General features: G+C 53.8%; 10 protein-coding genes and 1 tRNA gene. 6 read left to right on the top strand and 5 right to left on the bottom strand.

The window, feature by feature from the left end; translation table 11 throughout:
* Positions 1–21: 21 nt before the first annotated feature.
* The 6 genes from paaZ (at position 22) to ACR0AU_RS16870 (ending at position 6,512) form a co-directional block, all read left to right on the top strand.
* Positions 22–2,046, top strand: a complete 2,025-nt coding sequence (gene paaZ, locus ACR0AU_RS16895; protein ID WP_480795981.1) for a phenylacetic acid degradation bifunctional protein PaaZ — start codon at positions 22–24, stop codon at positions 2,044–2,046.
* 52 nt (positions 2,047–2,098) lie between these two features.
* Positions 2,099–2,902 carry a PaaX family transcriptional regulator C-terminal domain-containing protein gene (locus ACR0AU_RS16890; protein WP_480795980.1) on the top strand — a complete coding sequence of 268 codons (804 nt, stop codon included), beginning with the start codon at positions 2,099–2,101 and terminating at the stop codon, positions 2,900–2,902.
* A gap of 202 nt (positions 2,903–3,104) precedes the next feature.
* Positions 3,105–4,076 carry an alpha/beta fold hydrolase gene (locus ACR0AU_RS16885; protein ID WP_170734223.1) on the top strand — a complete coding sequence of 324 codons (972 nt, stop codon included), beginning with the start codon at positions 3,105–3,107 and terminating at the stop codon, positions 4,074–4,076.
* Positions 4,077–4,158: 82 nt separating this feature from the next.
* A tRNA-Met gene (locus ACR0AU_RS16880) sits at positions 4,159–4,235 on the top strand.
* Between the two features lie 828 nt (positions 4,236–5,063).
* Positions 5,064–5,255, top strand: a complete 192-nt coding sequence (locus tag ACR0AU_RS16875) for a hypothetical protein (RefSeq protein ID WP_170734261.1) — start codon at positions 5,064–5,066, stop codon at positions 5,253–5,255.
* A 780-nt stretch (positions 5,256–6,035) separates the two neighbouring features.
* Positions 6,036–6,512 carry a hypothetical protein gene (locus ACR0AU_RS16870; RefSeq protein WP_480795979.1) on the top strand — a complete coding sequence of 159 codons (477 nt, stop codon included), beginning with the start codon at positions 6,036–6,038 and terminating at the stop codon, positions 6,510–6,512.
* A gap of 414 nt (positions 6,513–6,926) precedes the next feature.
* On the opposite strand, the gene ACR0AU_RS16865 is transcribed toward ACR0AU_RS16870, so the two are convergent.
* The 5 genes from ACR0AU_RS16865 to ACR0AU_RS16845 all read right to left on the bottom strand — a co-directional run bounded on the left by ACR0AU_RS16865 (position 6,927) and on the right by ACR0AU_RS16845 (position 15,317).
* The gene (locus ACR0AU_RS16865) at positions 6,927–7,178 is read right to left on the bottom strand and encodes an EF-hand domain-containing protein (RefSeq protein WP_170733326.1); all 252 of its coding nucleotides are present in this window, start codon (positions 7,176–7,178) and stop codon (positions 6,927–6,929) included.
* 603 nt (positions 7,179–7,781) lie between these two features.
* Entirely contained in the window at positions 7,782–9,110 is a 1,329-nt protein-coding gene (locus ACR0AU_RS16860) for a pyridoxal phosphate-dependent decarboxylase family protein (protein WP_480444115.1), read from the bottom strand.
* Positions 9,111–9,641: 531 nt separating this feature from the next.
* Positions 9,642–10,181, bottom strand: coding sequence for a GNAT family N-acetyltransferase (locus ACR0AU_RS16855; protein WP_480795978.1), 540 nt, complete (start codon positions 10,179–10,181; stop codon positions 9,642–9,644).
* A 218-nt stretch (positions 10,182–10,399) separates the two neighbouring features.
* Positions 10,400–14,863, bottom strand: coding sequence for an nSTAND1 domain-containing NTPase (locus ACR0AU_RS16850; protein WP_480593513.1), 4,464 nt, complete (start codon positions 14,861–14,863; stop codon positions 10,400–10,402).
* A gap of 13 nt (positions 14,864–14,876) precedes the next feature.
* The gene (locus ACR0AU_RS16845) at positions 14,877–15,317 is read right to left on the bottom strand and encodes a hypothetical protein (protein ID WP_170733323.1); all 441 of its coding nucleotides are present in this window, start codon (positions 15,315–15,317) and stop codon (positions 14,877–14,879) included.
* Positions 15,318–15,323: the final 6 nt, after the last annotated feature.

Below are 15,323 nucleotides of genomic sequence, written 5' to 3'. Positions count from 1 at the left end.
CGCATCAAACAGGAGAACACCATGTCCCTGCATCAGATTTCCAGCTTCGCCGCTGGTACTTGGGTCGCGCCTGGAGAAGGCGCGCGCACCATCGCATCCGCCATCACCGGCGCACCGTTTGCCAGCGCTGGCAATGCCGCGCTCGATGTGCAGGCGATGCTTGACTATGCGCGCATTACCGGTGGCCCCGCGCTGCGCAAGTTAACGTTCCACGATCGTGCTCGGATGCTCAAGGCGCTGGCGCAAGAGCTTTCGGCGCATAAACAAGCCCTTTACGACCTGAGTTTCGAAACCGGAGCCACGCAGAAGGACCACCTGATCGATATCGATGGTGGCATCGGCACAATGTTTGTCTTTGCCTCAAAAGGCCGGCGCGAGATGCCGGACGCGCAGGTTTATCTGGACGGCGAAATCGAGCAGTTGTCACGCAATGGCACCTTTTTGGGGCAGCATATCTGCACGCCCCTGCAAGGGGTCGCGGTTCATATCAACGCCTTCAACTTCCCGGTCTGGGGGATGCTGGAAAAGCTGGCCCCGACGCTGCTGGCTGGCGTGCCTGCAATCGTCAAGCCGGCTACCAACAGTTGCTACGTCACCGAACTGGCAGTGCGGATCATGCTGGATAGCGGCATCCTGCCTGCCGGTGCGCTACAGCTGATCTCAGGCGGGTTGGGCGACATGCTCGATCACTTGGATTGTCAGGATGTGGTCAGCTTCACAGGCTCGGCGAACACCGCGTTGAAGCTGCGGCAGACGCCTGCGATCTTGCAGAACTCGGTCCGGTTTGTGGCCGAGCAGGACAGCTTGAACGCTTCCATCCTCGGGCCCGATGCCACGCCCGGCACGCCCGAATTTGACCTGTTCGTCAAGGAAGTCTCGCGCGAGATGACCACAAAGGCGGGCCAGAAATGCACTGCGATCCGACGCATCATCGCGCCCCAGCTGCAGGTCGACGCCATAATTGCCGCGCTGTCTGACCGATTGGCAAATATCACCATCGGCGACCCCCGTTCCGACACCACTCACATGGGCGCGCTGGTGTCGAACGGGCAGAAAGCCGACGTTCTGGAAAAGGCAGCTCTGATCGGGCAAGAGGCTGAACGGGTTTATGGCAACCCCGACGCGTTCGACCTGCACGGCCCTGAAACCGGCGCATTCGTTCCCCCGATGCTGTTTTACTGTGCTGACCCCGACAAAGCGCAGCGCGTGCACGATACCGAGGCCTTCGGCCCAGTTTCGACCCTCATGGGCTACCGCGATCTGGATCATGCGGTGGCACTTGCCAATCGCGGGCAGGGGTCTCTGGTCACGTCGCTGATCACTCACGACACAAAGGTCGCGCACAACGTAGTGATGGGGGCCGCAGCCTATAACGGGCGGATTTACATCAACGACCGCGACTCGATGGCTGAATCGACCGGCCACGGATCTCCGCTGCCCCATATGGTGCATGGTGGGCCGGGCCGTGCGGGCGGTGGTGAGGAAATGGGCGGCGTACGCGGAGTGAAACACTATATGCAGCGCACGGCCATTCAGGGCTCCCCGCGCATGCTTAGTGGTATCAGCACCAAATGGGTACCAGGAGCGCCCGAAATCCAAGGTCCGGCACATCCGTTCACCCGTAAATTTGGTGAGTTGCAGGTCGGCGAGACGCTGCACACAGCCTCGCGAACCATCACGCTGGAGGATATCGAACACTTCGCCAATTTCACCGGCGATACCTTTTATGCGCATATGGACGAGGACGCGGCGGCGCGGAACCCGTTCTTCCCCGGTCGTGTGGCGCATGGTTATTTGTTGCTCAGCTTTGCGGCTGGTCTGTTTGTCGAGCCGAACGAGGGGCCGGTGCTGGCCAATACCGGACTGGATGGGCTGCGGTTCATGAAGCCCGTTGTTGCTGGCGACAGCATCAAGGTGCGCCTGACGGTAAAGCAGAAAACCCCACGCAATGACGATTATGGCGAGGTCCGCTGGCACGTGTCCCTGACCAATCAGGATGACGAACCGGTCGCAGAATACGAACTTTTAACCATGAACGCCTGCTGAGCCGCTATACTACCTGTTTTTCTTATTGGGCCTAATGGGTTAAACTGGGTCCATGACCGAAAAGAGCTCGTGGTTCGAAACGGCTGTGGCCGAACTGGCGGACCCGCAAGACCAGCGGGTCTGGTCGATTATCGTCTCGCTGTTTGGTGACATGGCACAAGAGCCCGGCGCGCAAATCTCGGGCGGTGTTCTGACCCGGATAATTGAGCCGATGGGCATCAAACCCGAAGCGATCCGCGTCGCTCTGCACCGGCTGCGCAAGGACGGCTGGATTGAAAGTGACCGGATTGGACGCGTCTCGCGCCATGTCCTCTCGGAATTCGGCCGGACGCAATCCGCCGCCGTCACGCCGCGCATATATGCGCGCGGTCCTTCGCCCATTGAAAATTGGCATCTTCTGATCGCCGAAGACGGGTCGGGCACTCAGGTGCTTGAGGACGTGATGCTCAGCGATGACTACATCCCCATTGGGCGCAACGTAGCGATGGGTGCGGGTCCCGTTCCAGATCAGTCGGACGGTTTGCTGGCCTTGGACATCTCTCCGCACGCAGCCCCCAAGTGGGTGCAGGATCGGTTGTGTCCACCCGAATTGCGCGCTTCTTGCAAGGCTCTTCTGGGCGCGGTCGAACGCGCCGCGAAGTCCCGTCCCGAAGGCTGGGCGCCTACACCCTTGCAGAGCGCAACACTGCGCACCCTGCTGGTGCATCGGTGGCGGCGCGTCATGCTACGCCAGCCGGACTTGCCTCCGGCTTTTTATCCTGTGGATTGGGCTGGTCCGGCTTGTCGCGATAGCGTGTTCGGGCTGCTTGATCTGCTGCCACGCCCCTCGGCTGACGTACTGAGCGGTAGTAGTTGACCGCTGAGCGGTCTGTTCAACCATATTATCAGTGCGGCGCACATACCGGGTGCTGGGAGCTTTTCTGACCAAGTCATACCAATTTACACACCAATAATTAGGTTGCGGTTATCTGCCTGCCAATTCAGCCGTTCAGAAAACGCATGGTGCAATCGGGCCCCGGGCAATACCATCGCCTGAGCAAACCTACCGGAGATCCGTGATGTCGATTTTGCTAACGATTGTCTTGTTTCTGATGTCCCTTTTGCTGGGGATGCACACCTGGACTCGTCGCCTAACGCGGCAGGGCACCGAAGTGGTGCCGCAACTGGGGCGGATCGTGCCCGTTCACGGTGGCAGCATTCACTATGTCGAAAAAGGCGACCCTTCCAACCCGACAATTGTCATGATCCATGGCCTATCAGGCCAATTGCAGCATTTTACTTATGCGTTGGTGGATGATCTTGCTCAGGATTATCACGTTCTCGCGGTTGACCGTCCGGGCTGTGGCTATTCCACGCGCGATGCTGCCCAGTTGGCGGAATTGCCCGAACAAGCCCGCATGATCCACGAGTTTCTGGAAATAAAGAACGTCGATCAAGCCACACTGGTCGGTCATTCTCTAGGTGGCGCCGTGTCTCTTGCGATGGCACTGGATTATCCCGACAATACGGCGGCGTTGGCGCTTCTGGCCCCCTTGACGCAACAAATGCCGGAACCGCCCGCCGTTTTCAAACCACTTGAAATCCGTACCGAGTGGCTGCGCAACCTTATTGGCAATACAATCGCCGTCCCGATGGCCCGAAAAACCGCACCCCTCGTCCTGAAAGACGTCTTCGCACCCGAGCCCGCGCCCTCAGACTTCCTGAACCGTGCTGGGGGTGCCCTTGGTCTTCGCCCCTCGGCCTTTATCACCGCTTCACAGGATGTTGTTGGGGTAGAGGCCAGCATGGGTGCCCTGACTTCACGCTATAACGACCTGCGCGTGCCCGGAGGCATCCTGTTCGGCACAGAGGACCCGATCCTGTCCGCCGAGCTACACGGTGCTACAATGACGAAATTCGGCCTGACCTTTGAGGTCCTGGAACACCGGGGTCACATGATACTCATCACAGAACCCGAAGTCTGCGCGCGTTTCATCCGCCAGATCGCCGAGAATTCCCGCACCCGGCTGGCAGAGCAGGACGCGCATTGAATAACGCAATAAAGAATCTCGGCAGGCACGCTTTTCCCTCTTGACCCTCCCCGGCCCCTCGCTTAAATCGCCTCTCACTCGTGGCGGAGTAGCTCAGTTGGTTAGAGCAGCGGAATCATAATCCGCGTGTCGGGGGTTCAAGTCCCTCCTCCGCTACCAAATCACCAACATAACACATTGAAAAAACTGTAAAAAATATTTTTCTTGAGTTTCTACCATCACCCTTACCACTATTTGTCCGATATTCAGCAGCATTTGATCAGTGGAGCTCGAGATTCTCATCTGGCTAGTAAGATTCGAAAACCGCTATAGGACTTCTCCAGAGAGTGGCGGTCGCTAGCTGTCCAGCTTAAACTATATGCCCCTACCCGATTAGAGGTTTTCTGGATACGACCGATGGAACTCAGCTACGCCGAAAAGTCACAAATAACTATGTTCGACTAATCCGCTTTGTCCAAAACCCATCTTCCGTTTGGCTTCCATATTGCATTGGTGTTTTGCAGAGCACTTGATAGCTGTTGACGATCGCAACTCCTTTTCATTTTCTCGGATACCCTTATCCTCAAAAGGTCGAAACTGCACCCGCCTTCGGCCTCCTCTACAGCCTCCTCCAATGTCTCTTTCAATGCCGCCGGAAGTGATGTCCTTCTATCGTCGTTCCAATGCGAAAGATAGACATTCCGCCCACTGCTTACTCGAAGCTCCGAGGAAAGTGAGAGCAAGCTAAACAAAGCCTCCGGATCCATCGTGGGGAGCCCGGGTAGGTATTTATCAATTTCAGATATGTGTATTCCATGATTCAAGGAATTAAGAGTATTGCAGGCATAACTAGCTAACCGCGGTTGGTCGTTTCTCTACACCCGGATTTTGCACCGGTGACTGTGGCCACAGCGAATGAGACCAAAGCCAGTTGGAAAATTTTTTTCATATAGAGGACGCTAAACGCTTCTTTAGTCGAATGAAACCCAAGCTGCACGACTCTCGGCCATGAGCGGACCCCGCCTTACCTTGAGCGAAATCGACGAGCTCGAAATCGACGATGCACTCAATCGAGGCGGTACCATCGGCAGATTGGACCTAAGCTTTGTGGCGCAAATTCACGAAGCCATGCAGAGGACGCCGTTTACGTCTCAACGCAACAAAGAGCGGCTTGCTGTGTTGTTCTCGACCTATCTGTAACGGCCCCGCTTAGGCGGGGCCTTTGCTTTCTAAAGTGTGCTTTTACCATATTGGTAAACGTACATTCGCCCTCTGTTCTGACTTCTGAATTGTTTCGTGTGCGCTTCCATGTTCTGCCCCTATATCGATGCCATTGAGGTGTCATAATACCCAAAAAAGAAAGAACAAGAAGGAAACAAATAAGGCTCAAAGGAGGTTTCTGAGATACAATCATTGAGCACCAATTTGCCGATTCTTTTAGCAACAGGAAATTTTGCTGCGACCGAATACCGATTGAGTTATTGTCCTGCATGCTCAGACAATTGGAGTAGAGAATGGCTCAGCATTCTCGGACAAGAACTGAACTGGTCGCGATACCTAGTGACCTTGTCGGCACGCGTGCCGCAGTGTTTTTCTTGCTCAGTAGACCTAAGCGCCGCAAACTCCACATCGGATTTGCTGACCGAGCCGCTAACACTCCCACGCGCCCTTCAGCACTTGAGCCTCGCGGTCGGCACTACACAAAGACACTCCTTTTGACGGACGAGTTTATCTTCACCTAAGTCTGGCTGCATCAGTTCGAACGAACATGATGAATTCAACCACGTGTTCGCAACAAATAATAAGCTTTTACAACTCGTTAACCAACTTGTGGGCATGGGCCATGGGCTGGTGCATCGAGCGGTAACCATGAAAAAGTCGGCAATACTGGACAATTTGAAAGAGGTAATAGGCTGAGATAGAAAAAGGTTCGGCAAGCTGGTCAAGTATGACGATCACAACGGATTTTCAGAGGAAGAATTGAAGGGATTGGATGAGTTGTACGCACGCAGCCCACCACCCAACGCCATAACCGAACCTGCACACCCGCCGTCATACGTGTATCGAGACCGACTTTCACGAAAGAATGCTGCTGGTGGTGGCCTGATTAAAGACGACGACGGGGCTAACCGGCCTCACAATTGGGGGCATCGCGAGCGACTGCGGCAACGCTTTCTCAAAGGCGGTCACGATCCAATGCCGGAATATGAGCTTTCAGAGCTGCTACTTTTCAAAGCAATTCCGAGGATCGACATTAAGCCATTGGCCAAACGTCTGCTGGCTGAGTTCGGCGACCTGAATGGGGTCATTGCAACCTCAAAGCACCGAATTCTCAAGTTAGATGTGGCTAGTGACCGGGTTCACTACCATCTGCGCGTTATAGAAGCTGTCGGGTATAGGATGGCACAGGCACCCGGAACGAACCCAGTTTATGTGGCGTTTCTATCTTTGCATTGAAAGTGGTGGGTTTCCATTGCTTCACGTCTTCCTTGAACCAGTGCGGTACAAGCCGCCAGCGGGCCGTAGAGCTAATAAGACGGTCGTCATGGATGGAACGCTATATCCAACATTTAAGTTGGCTTGAGTTTCAGCTCATGGATAGGTCTTGGGCGTTTGGATCGCGCTCAGTTGGGATAGGAACGCCGTTCACGTTCCAGTTCTGCAGGGCATAGAGTTCCGCCCATGTCATTTCAGGTCTGCCGAAGCGTCCACACATTCGGATAGCATAGCGAAGCGGAGAAACGCTTGGTAAACATTTTTGTTAATTCAAGCCAAGAAACTAGTTTGGCGAGTCCTCACGCTATTCCACCAAGCTTTGCATGGAAATCAAACAGAATGGCGACCCCGGGAGGATTGGGCCACCATTCTCACTCAGCAGGATAGCCGTTTCTGGGGGGGTAAGACCCCTGCCTCTTCTGCAACCTGAATCTCGTTTTGAACCAGTGTACCATCGCCATTGGCGTCCATGGCAGAAAAAGTCTCTGCATCAACGTTCGGGGCAACAGCCTGCACCTCTTCGATGGTCAGTACACCATCTCCGTTAGCGTCTGCAGATTGTGCGGTGACCAAAGTGGGTAATGCAAAGGCGACTGCTGCAAGAACTGCGACTTGTTTGGTTTTCATTGTATTCGCTCCTAAGCAAGAATTGAGCATTTCTGTCCTGACACGGACTAGAAATACGCTTGTGCACGCTACGTCACCCGTCATACGTGAATCGTAAGTGTATGCGCCAATCTCCGCGTGTTTTCTTGAGTCGCTCGCACAAAGGTCTGCGGGGCAAAAAATCCCCTAATATGGCTAGGTAATTAATGCCCGAGCTGAACCGTGTAACATGGCAATGCTCCGCTCAAAGCCTCTGACATGTTTGGTTTCGCGAGTGGTGGTCTTCAATAATGCTGAAAACCATCAGGAATGTTGAGATCGAATGTCATTTAGTGGACAAAGCGGCCTTTGACTGCTGCTGTGCCAAAAGCCGCATCCATGATACGTTTACTGTTTTCCTCCTATTAGAACGCGCGACTTAGTTTCTCCAGCATGTTGTCAGCTATTTGATCAAACAAACTTAGTTTCTAGGGCGCGGGGCAATGGAAAGATGTCGTGAAAAATGAACTGGAAAATGTCCTTCCAAAGTTCAGATATTGAACGACGTACTTTTGAGTTAATTGCCCAGGTTCCTTGCAAAAAGAACATGATTGGTTGCTCAGACCCGATTGCCTGCGTCAAGCACTATTTGTGACGTCTGACCGCGCGTTCAACGGCTTGGATTGATTGACGAATATCCTCGGATGTTGTGCGGTGATTGACCAAGGCTGCACGTAGACACGCCTTGCCTTTGATGACGGTTGTCGAGAATACGGCATCACCAGAAAGCTGAAGCTCGGCTGCGATTTTGTTCACGTCTCCATAGGCAATGTAGAAACAGCAAATATTAGAAGTGACGGGAAACGAAAGGTCCAAAACATCAGATGCCTCGACCAGCTCAGCCATCAATGCAGTCTGCTTGCAGTTGTTCGTAATGGACGCAGAGAAGGCCTGTGTTCCGATCGATTTAATCGCGGCCCAGACCTTAAGGGCGCGAAATCCGCGCGAAAGCTCCAGCCCATAGTCGCAGAACCACAGATCGCCTCCTCCAAGCCCTTCATTTTGTTGTTCAAGGTAGCTAGGGCGTGACGTAAACGTGTCGAAATGCAGGGAGCGATCGTAGATCATGCAGGCTCCGCAGTCATAAGGAACGGACATCCATTTGTGAAAATCACATGAGATCGAATTTGCCCGTTCCATCCCGTCAACAAGCTGTGCCCAAGGATGATCCGCGAGTCGTGTCCAAAATCCAAAGGCGGCATCCACATGAAGCCAGATATTTTGGTCTACACAAAAATCCGCAATCTCGTTCAAACTATCAAACGAACCTGTGTCGACCGAACCCGCTGTGCCAATCACGGCCAAAGGAACGCGATCAATGGACTTGTCTTTTGCAACAGCGCGTTTCAATGATGCAATATCCATCCTCATGTCATCGTCTGTGTCGACAACATGAATTGCATCTGTCCCGTAGCCCATCGATTCAAGCGCCTTACCGATACACGAGTGCGTACCGCGGCGCACGTAGACAGCTACGCTTGGCAGCGCTCGAATACCGGTCTTTCTAACGTCATGACCAAATTGCTTGTTTCGCGCCGCCGTCAGCGCTAAGATCGTCGCTTGCGACGTACCAGTCGTTAGAATGGCAGATGCACTCTCGGGCAATCCAGAAACGCCAAGCAGCCAATCCAGCGTGACCCGCTCGACTTCGATGGCCCCGTGATCGCGGCCACCGCAGTTGCTGTTCATCGTGGCTGCAACCAATTCTGCCCCAACGGAAACCGGCAGTCCGGCCCCATGCACCCAACCGAAGAACCGTGGATGCGTGTTGCCGGTCGCGTAGGGCATGATGTCATCAGCCAACTGAGCGAACGTTTGCTTAATACCAACACCAACGGCCTCTCGCGTCAGGGACAAGCGACCGGCAAACCCGTCAGGCTTAGGTTGCCAAGGCAAGTCCCTCGCGCTTTTCATTCGAGCTATGCATTGATCCATTAACTTGTGCAAATGATGGCTAAAATCATCCCAGTCTTTCGGATCCAAATGGTTGCCTTCAGAAGTCATAGCAAAGCCTTTTTTGATGGGCGATTGTCCATAGCATTAGAACATCGCAGATCTGCGATACAAGCCGCGTTAGGTTTGCGGTCTTCAGATGGGGCGGGTCAATTGAGACCTGCCGCCGATCTTACTGAGATTATCCGCTTTGCTATGAGGCGCAGAGCTAACGAAAGCCGACTTTGGTTCAGTCCGTAGGAACAGTAACTCTGGGCTCAAACCAGTCATCTGACATATTAGGTTGGAAATTGACGCGGTTCTAACGGTTTGATGCCTGCCGCGCGGACAAACCATCGTTTCGCTACGCCTGCTCAAAGACCCACTTCTTTAAAATGCGCCAGCGCTAGAAAGTCGTTTCTGCCAGTGAGTGAAGGCAACGGGTATGTCTATACTACAAAGAGAAGGAACCCCAGTTCTTGAGCAGGAAGCCTTCATTTACCGACTCACGCACTACCAGTGGTTTGGATTATCTAGTGGACCAACGCATCGAGAAGTGCCTTTGAGTGGGGTGAATTGATCTGCTGTCAGGGATTGACCAAGCCATCCCTCCGGATACTGGAGTGGCAAAGGCGGCTGAGCATCGGCTTCTGTAATGTGAGCGAAGCCCACCTTCGAATAGAAGTTGTTTTCCCCGTAGGTCAAAGCAACATCAACCCCATTGTCTCTTAGAGCTTGAAGCGCGTGACCAATCAGGCGTTGCCCAAGCCCTTTACCCTGCCGATCGGTTGAGACCGCGACTGGCGCCAGAATGAATACCGTTCGATCATCTTCCGGATATGTCATCCGTGTGAAGATGATGCTGGCCAAGACGTCCCCGTTCTCAACCGCAGAGAACACGAGCATGTCGTTAGTGGTCAGCGAAGACAGCATTTCGGTGACCAACGCCTTTATCAGTCCGCCAGCTTTGGGTCCTTCCGATGCGGAGAATGTGTCCAAAAACATCGAGATAATGTCATCAGTTATTTCATTGTATTCAGTTGTGATATCCATGGTCTTTCACTGCGGATCAGTTTATCTTTGGTTGAACCCCAGTCCAGTGGTTGAACCCCAGTCCAGTCCGACAATGGAACGAATGTCGGGTATGCGGGACAAAGCTGCCTTTTGCTGGTGCAGCGTCATTTGCCTTATTGAAGCGAGATTGCCAATGACAGTCTTCACAGCGCCGGAGTATCACTGCGCAAGCCTGCATCAATAAATCGTGAATAGAGTCACTGCGATCTAAGGCTGGCGCAGACATCATCGCGTGCCGCTCCCAGATATTGCTCGTGTTGTTGCGTCCCTAAAACGCCATCGCTCAGGTTGCATGCTGCCTTGGTGCTCAGAACATCCCAAATACGCACTATTCCGTCTTCACCGGAACTTGCAAACTGCTGCCCATCTGGATGATTTGCTAGACGCCAGATGGCTCCTGCATGTGCATTTGGAATGCGGCCAATCAATTTTCCAAAGCTCAGGTCCCAGACATGCAGCCCACCGCTTCTGTCGGATGCTACTAGGCTGGCGCCATCGTGCAAAAAAAGGAGGTCCGTGGCTCCGCGGGCATGGCCTGTGAAGTTCTGCAGCCGCATTCCATCTTCCAGACGCCAGACTGACACTGTTTCGTCGCTGTCCGCAGCGGCCAGCAGTGATCCATCGGGGTTGAAGGCCACTGACCAAACGAGATTATCCGATACCTTCAAAGTCAGGGGCATTGCAGTCTGGTCAGTTGGCCAAACGAGCACTTCACCCATGCTTGTGGAAACCGCTATTCTAGATGAATCAGCGTGCATGGTTGCTCTGGTAACACTACCGTAGTCGAGCGCAAAGCGACGCAGTGTTTCAGCGGTTGAAACATCAATCAGATGCGCACCACCTTCCGCACCAGCTAGAAGGCTACTTCCATCTGATGTGAAAGATAGCGACCAGATTGCTTCGCCGAGCGCAGGAAATCTAATTTGAGCGCCCAAAAAGTCAGGCGACGAAACTACGATCTGCCCTTTGCGGTCCGCGGTCGCCAACTGCCTGTAATCCCGTGACAGAGCTACTGCCCAAACCTGATGTTGGTGGGATGGCCCCAGTGACAATGCTGGCAAATCCATTGGAGAACCCGCGACAGCTCCATTGGTGTCGCCAAAAAACACGTGGCTCGGGCTCAGAGCCACTCCCTTCGGCTTTCCATCGTCATGCGCAGCGAAGCTTAAAGCTAGATCTGGACGTGGGCCAACTCGCCAAAACCGGACATTCTGATCGGCGCCGAGTGTCACAGCAGTGTAAAGATCGGAGGATATTGCCACATCGAGGATTCGCCCGGAATGACCGGAAGTAGATTCCGCGACTAAAGTCTGAGAGAGAACATCCCAGATCAATAGGCGACCATGGCTATTCCCACCGACGAGGCTCCATCCATCGGGCATAAATTCCACGGAACTAATCTGATCTTTGGCAGGGAAGGCCATACCGAGCATTTCTCCGGACTCGGAGTGGATCAACGCGGAGCTACCATCGCTACTTGCGGTTGCTATGATCGAGCTGTCCGGACTGAAAGACACAAACCAGACATCGCTAGAATGTACCGATTTCAAGGGGGGAAACTTTTCGTTACCTGACGGAAACTGCCATACGCGGATTTCACCAGCACCGTTGCCCGCCGCAATAGATAAGCCGTCCGGACTGAAAGCTACACTTGTAAAATCACCAGTGCGATGCGCCAGAACCAAGCGCTTTACTGCGTCATCGCCAATTAGGGACCAGAGAGAGACTTTCCCATCCTCACCAACGGTGGCTAGAACCGGCTCGCTAGGATGGAAAGCGAGACGCCACTGAATATCGCTCGCCTCTCCAATAAGGATTGGAGCATCAGGAAGTCCATCGTTGAACGACCAGTAAGCAATGCGCCCGCTGTCGCCGACGGTGGCGAAACCTGCTCCGCTGGGCGAGAACGAAATGTCTTGGATTCCTCCGACTCCACCGTCGAGATCATCGCCAACTTGCCGTCGCGTTGCGCTGTCAAGTATGCGTACCGTCCCATCGCGCCGACCGACTATTACGAAACGTTGATCTGGAGATATGGCAACCGAAAGCGCGTCCCCAACTACGACTGGCTCACCAACAGGAACAGGAAGCCCGGTAGCAAGAGAATTCCGTGCCTTTAGCATGGCAACTCGAGCGTCATAGGTCGTGCGTGCGCCACGCGACTGACCAATAGATTGCGCTGCGAGGTTGAGCGCGAGCAGGGGGTCGTCCGTAGCAAAACCGGCCGCCGCGGCTCCTAGAGCACTGGCTAAGCTCTCGTTTGCCACAAGAGTTGCCGAGTCGGCCAGCATCGCGCTTTTTTTTGCTTGTCGTGACTGGTTGAATGCAACGATTGACGCGGCGGTCGTGCCGACTGTAAGAGCGGCCAGCGCACAAACCGCCAAAGCTTGAAGTCGACGCCGTTTTTTCCGCCGCTCATTTGTCGCCTTTTGCACATCGTCGCGCGCCTGCGCGCTTGCAAGCAGAAACTCTTGCTCCTTGGCACCGGCTTTGTCTTTGTTGTTCTCGAACCACTCAAGAATGTAGCTTAGACGCGCTCCGCTCAGAAGCATGTCTGGGTCGCGTTCTGTTTCGACCCATTCATCGGCCATCTGGACGATCCGTAAACGCAACCTCAGATCTCCGCGGGATCTTTCGATCCAGCGATTGAGACGAGGCCAAGACCTTAACAATGCTTCGTGCGTGATCTGAACGGTTCTATTGTCCAAAGTTAAGAGCCGGGCTTCGGTCAATCGTTTCGTCACCCGATCCATCACTTTTGGGTCCGGGTCTTCCTGCAACTCGGAACGCTGCAAAATTCTTCGAGTGTCAGCACCTCCTTCGCCTGGCGTCACCAAATTGAGAAGTAGGCGCTCGGCAACTATGCGTTCCTTCTTTGAAAAGTCATTGTCGAAGATTGAGTCAGCGGTCTGGCGAATTGCCCCCGCCATCCCACCGCTGCTGCGATAACCTTCGTATGTAAGAGTTCCACCCAGCTTGCGTTTCCAAGTCTCAACAAGGGCATGGGAAATTAGGGGTAAAACACCAGAGTCGTTACCCGCGTCCGCGACGATTGCGTCAACGAGATGCTGTTCAACATAGAGACCAGCGCGTCTTGCGGGCTCAATGATAGAGCGGCGCAGATCATTTTCTGACATCGGGCCGACAAGTAACTGATTTTGGTTGACAGCTTTTGCGAGCCAAGGAATTGCCGCGCATTTCTCATAAAAGTCAGCGCGCAGTGTGATAATTATTTGGACCTGACTGTCGGCGGGGTCTGTAATCGCGGAAAGGGCCTCCACGAAACTTTGAGCCGCGCGCTTGTCATTGAGTGTAAACAACTCTTCGAACTGATCAATTACTAGAAGGATGGGCCTGACACTTGCATCTTGAAGAACTTGGCGCGCGATGGAGGGCCGAGCGAGGAATTCATTGAGTAGAACACGCGCTGATCCCTCTGTGCCTCGCAGACGAAAAAACAACTCTGAAAGTGCATCTCGCCCCGGCGTGAATAGTTCGATTCGCCAGGTTTCGCTTCGCAGTACCCTGCCTTGTTGCAATAGAGGGATGACACCGGCCCGGATCAAAGAGCTTTTGCCGCTTCCGGACGCTCCTCCTACCACTAGCACTTTGGTTGTTTTTAAACGATTTAATAGATCGGCGACAAGTTCTTCACGACCAAAGAAGCTATCTGCATCCTCAGGTTGGAACGCGCTTAGCCCATGATAGGGGCAATCCGTTTCCATTTGCAAATCAGCCTCTGCACTGAGGCGCGCAATGGTCGGATCAGGCGCCTCCGCCGCGACACGTGCCATTATGTCATGGGCGGCGCTGCTCCAAGATTGAATGTCTACGAAGCGTTCAAGCGGGTCCGCTGCCATGCCGCGTAAGAAGAAATCTCGCCAGTGGTCCTGATGGTCCGGTATGGCTTCGTCCAGCTTGTGTGGTTCTGGTGGCCGGGACTGGGTGATTGCGTACCATATTACGGCGCTAGCTGCGAATATGTCCGCAGCAGCACTAGCGTTTTGGTCAACGTTGAACTGCTCTGGTGCCATATAAGCGGGCGTGCCGCTGATAAACATTGAGGAGGCGTTCTGTCCACTTTTTTCGCTTGCAATGCCTAGATCGCCGATCATGATTCGATCTAGGCCGGCGCGTTTTTGCGTAGGAATCGGGTCGACAACTGTTTGATCTTCCGACACAGAGGAAGCGGGGTATTGAGAAGGCCGATACCCAACCGTTTGATAAAGGATGTTGTCCGGCTTTATGTCGCGATGGACAACACCAGCGCGGTGCATCGACGAAAGCCCAGATGAAATTGCGTCGACCAACTGCAAAATATCATACTGCTGCAAGCCGCAATCGGGGTCTTGTCTTTGTTTCATCAGGGATGTCAGCGAACCTTGGTCGGCATAATCCATGACAAAATAGGGGTTGCCTTCTGACAGCCGACCGATGTCGTGAACCCCAACGAGGTTGTAGGATTGTATCCGGCGCAGCAGCCGCGCTTCCTCGATGAAACGCTCCTTCAGAGCGTTATCGTTTTTCCCACGTGTCAGAAGAATCTTGATCGCAACGTCTGTGGCAAGTTCCTCATCCCAAGACAACGCCACGACGGCGAAGCCGCCACGCGCGATTTCCCGGCGGACAACGTAGCGCCCGATGTATGCCGGTAGCTCCATTTCTGTACCCGCGTCAGAAGTTTGAAGACACGTCGACGCAGTGGAAAACTTCGGGGTCAACTATGTCATGGTTTCGATCTGCCGCAGAGATGCACAACGAAACGCCCCCTCTGCGCTGCGACACTGAAGTAACACCAGTCGTCGTGTAGTTGGGATAGGCGTCAGTTGGGTGCCAATCGCCTTGTGACATATTGTAGACGGTCTCTGCATTGTTGCTTACCTGCCTCACGTCATAAAGTTCGCCCCACCAGATGTGAAAGTGATTCTTGGAGATGTCTGGGACAAAATTTGCCTTCAAAGTTACTGCCAGTTCGCCATCCTGACCAGAAACCGATATTATTTCCACATCGCAACCGTCCACCGGGCAGGCATTGGAATCTTGCGCCAAAGCGTGCCCGTAAAAACCGGTTGTGATGATCAATGTGAATACAGATATCATTCCAAAATACGGCATGGTCTA

Source organism: Ruegeria sp. CG1, assembly GCF_056537265.1.
The sequence above is the reverse complement of the archived record's forward strand: the minus strand, read 5'-3'. Positions and strand labels throughout refer to the sequence as shown.

Coding starts and splice junctions, on each gene's coding strand:
- ACR0AU_RS16885 (WP_170734223.1), top strand. CDS start 3,105: ATGTCGATTTTGCTAACGATTGTCTTGTTTCTGATGTCCCTTTTGCTG.
- ACR0AU_RS16860 (WP_480444115.1), bottom strand. CDS start 9,110: ATGAAAAGCGCGAGGGACTTGCCTTGGCAACCTAAGCCTGACGGGTTT.
- paaZ (WP_480795981.1), top strand. CDS start 22: ATGTCCCTGCATCAGATTTCCAGCTTCGCCGCTGGTACTTGGGTCGCG.
- ACR0AU_RS16845 (WP_170733323.1), bottom strand. CDS start 15,317: ATGCCGTATTTTGGAATGATATCTGTATTCACATTGATCATCACAACC.
- ACR0AU_RS16850 (WP_480593513.1), bottom strand. CDS start 14,863: ATGGAGCTACCGGCATACATCGGGCGCTACGTTGTCCGCCGGGAAATC.
- ACR0AU_RS16875 (WP_170734261.1), top strand. CDS start 5,064: ATGAGCGGACCCCGCCTTACCTTGAGCGAAATCGACGAGCTCGAAATC.
- ACR0AU_RS16890 (WP_480795980.1), top strand. CDS start 2,099: ATGACCGAAAAGAGCTCGTGGTTCGAAACGGCTGTGGCCGAACTGGCG.
- ACR0AU_RS16865 (WP_170733326.1), bottom strand. CDS start 7,178: ATGAAAACCAAACAAGTCGCAGTTCTTGCAGCAGTCGCCTTTGCATTA.
- ACR0AU_RS16855 (WP_480795978.1), bottom strand. CDS start 10,181: ATGGATATCACAACTGAATACAATGAAATAACTGATGACATTATCTCG.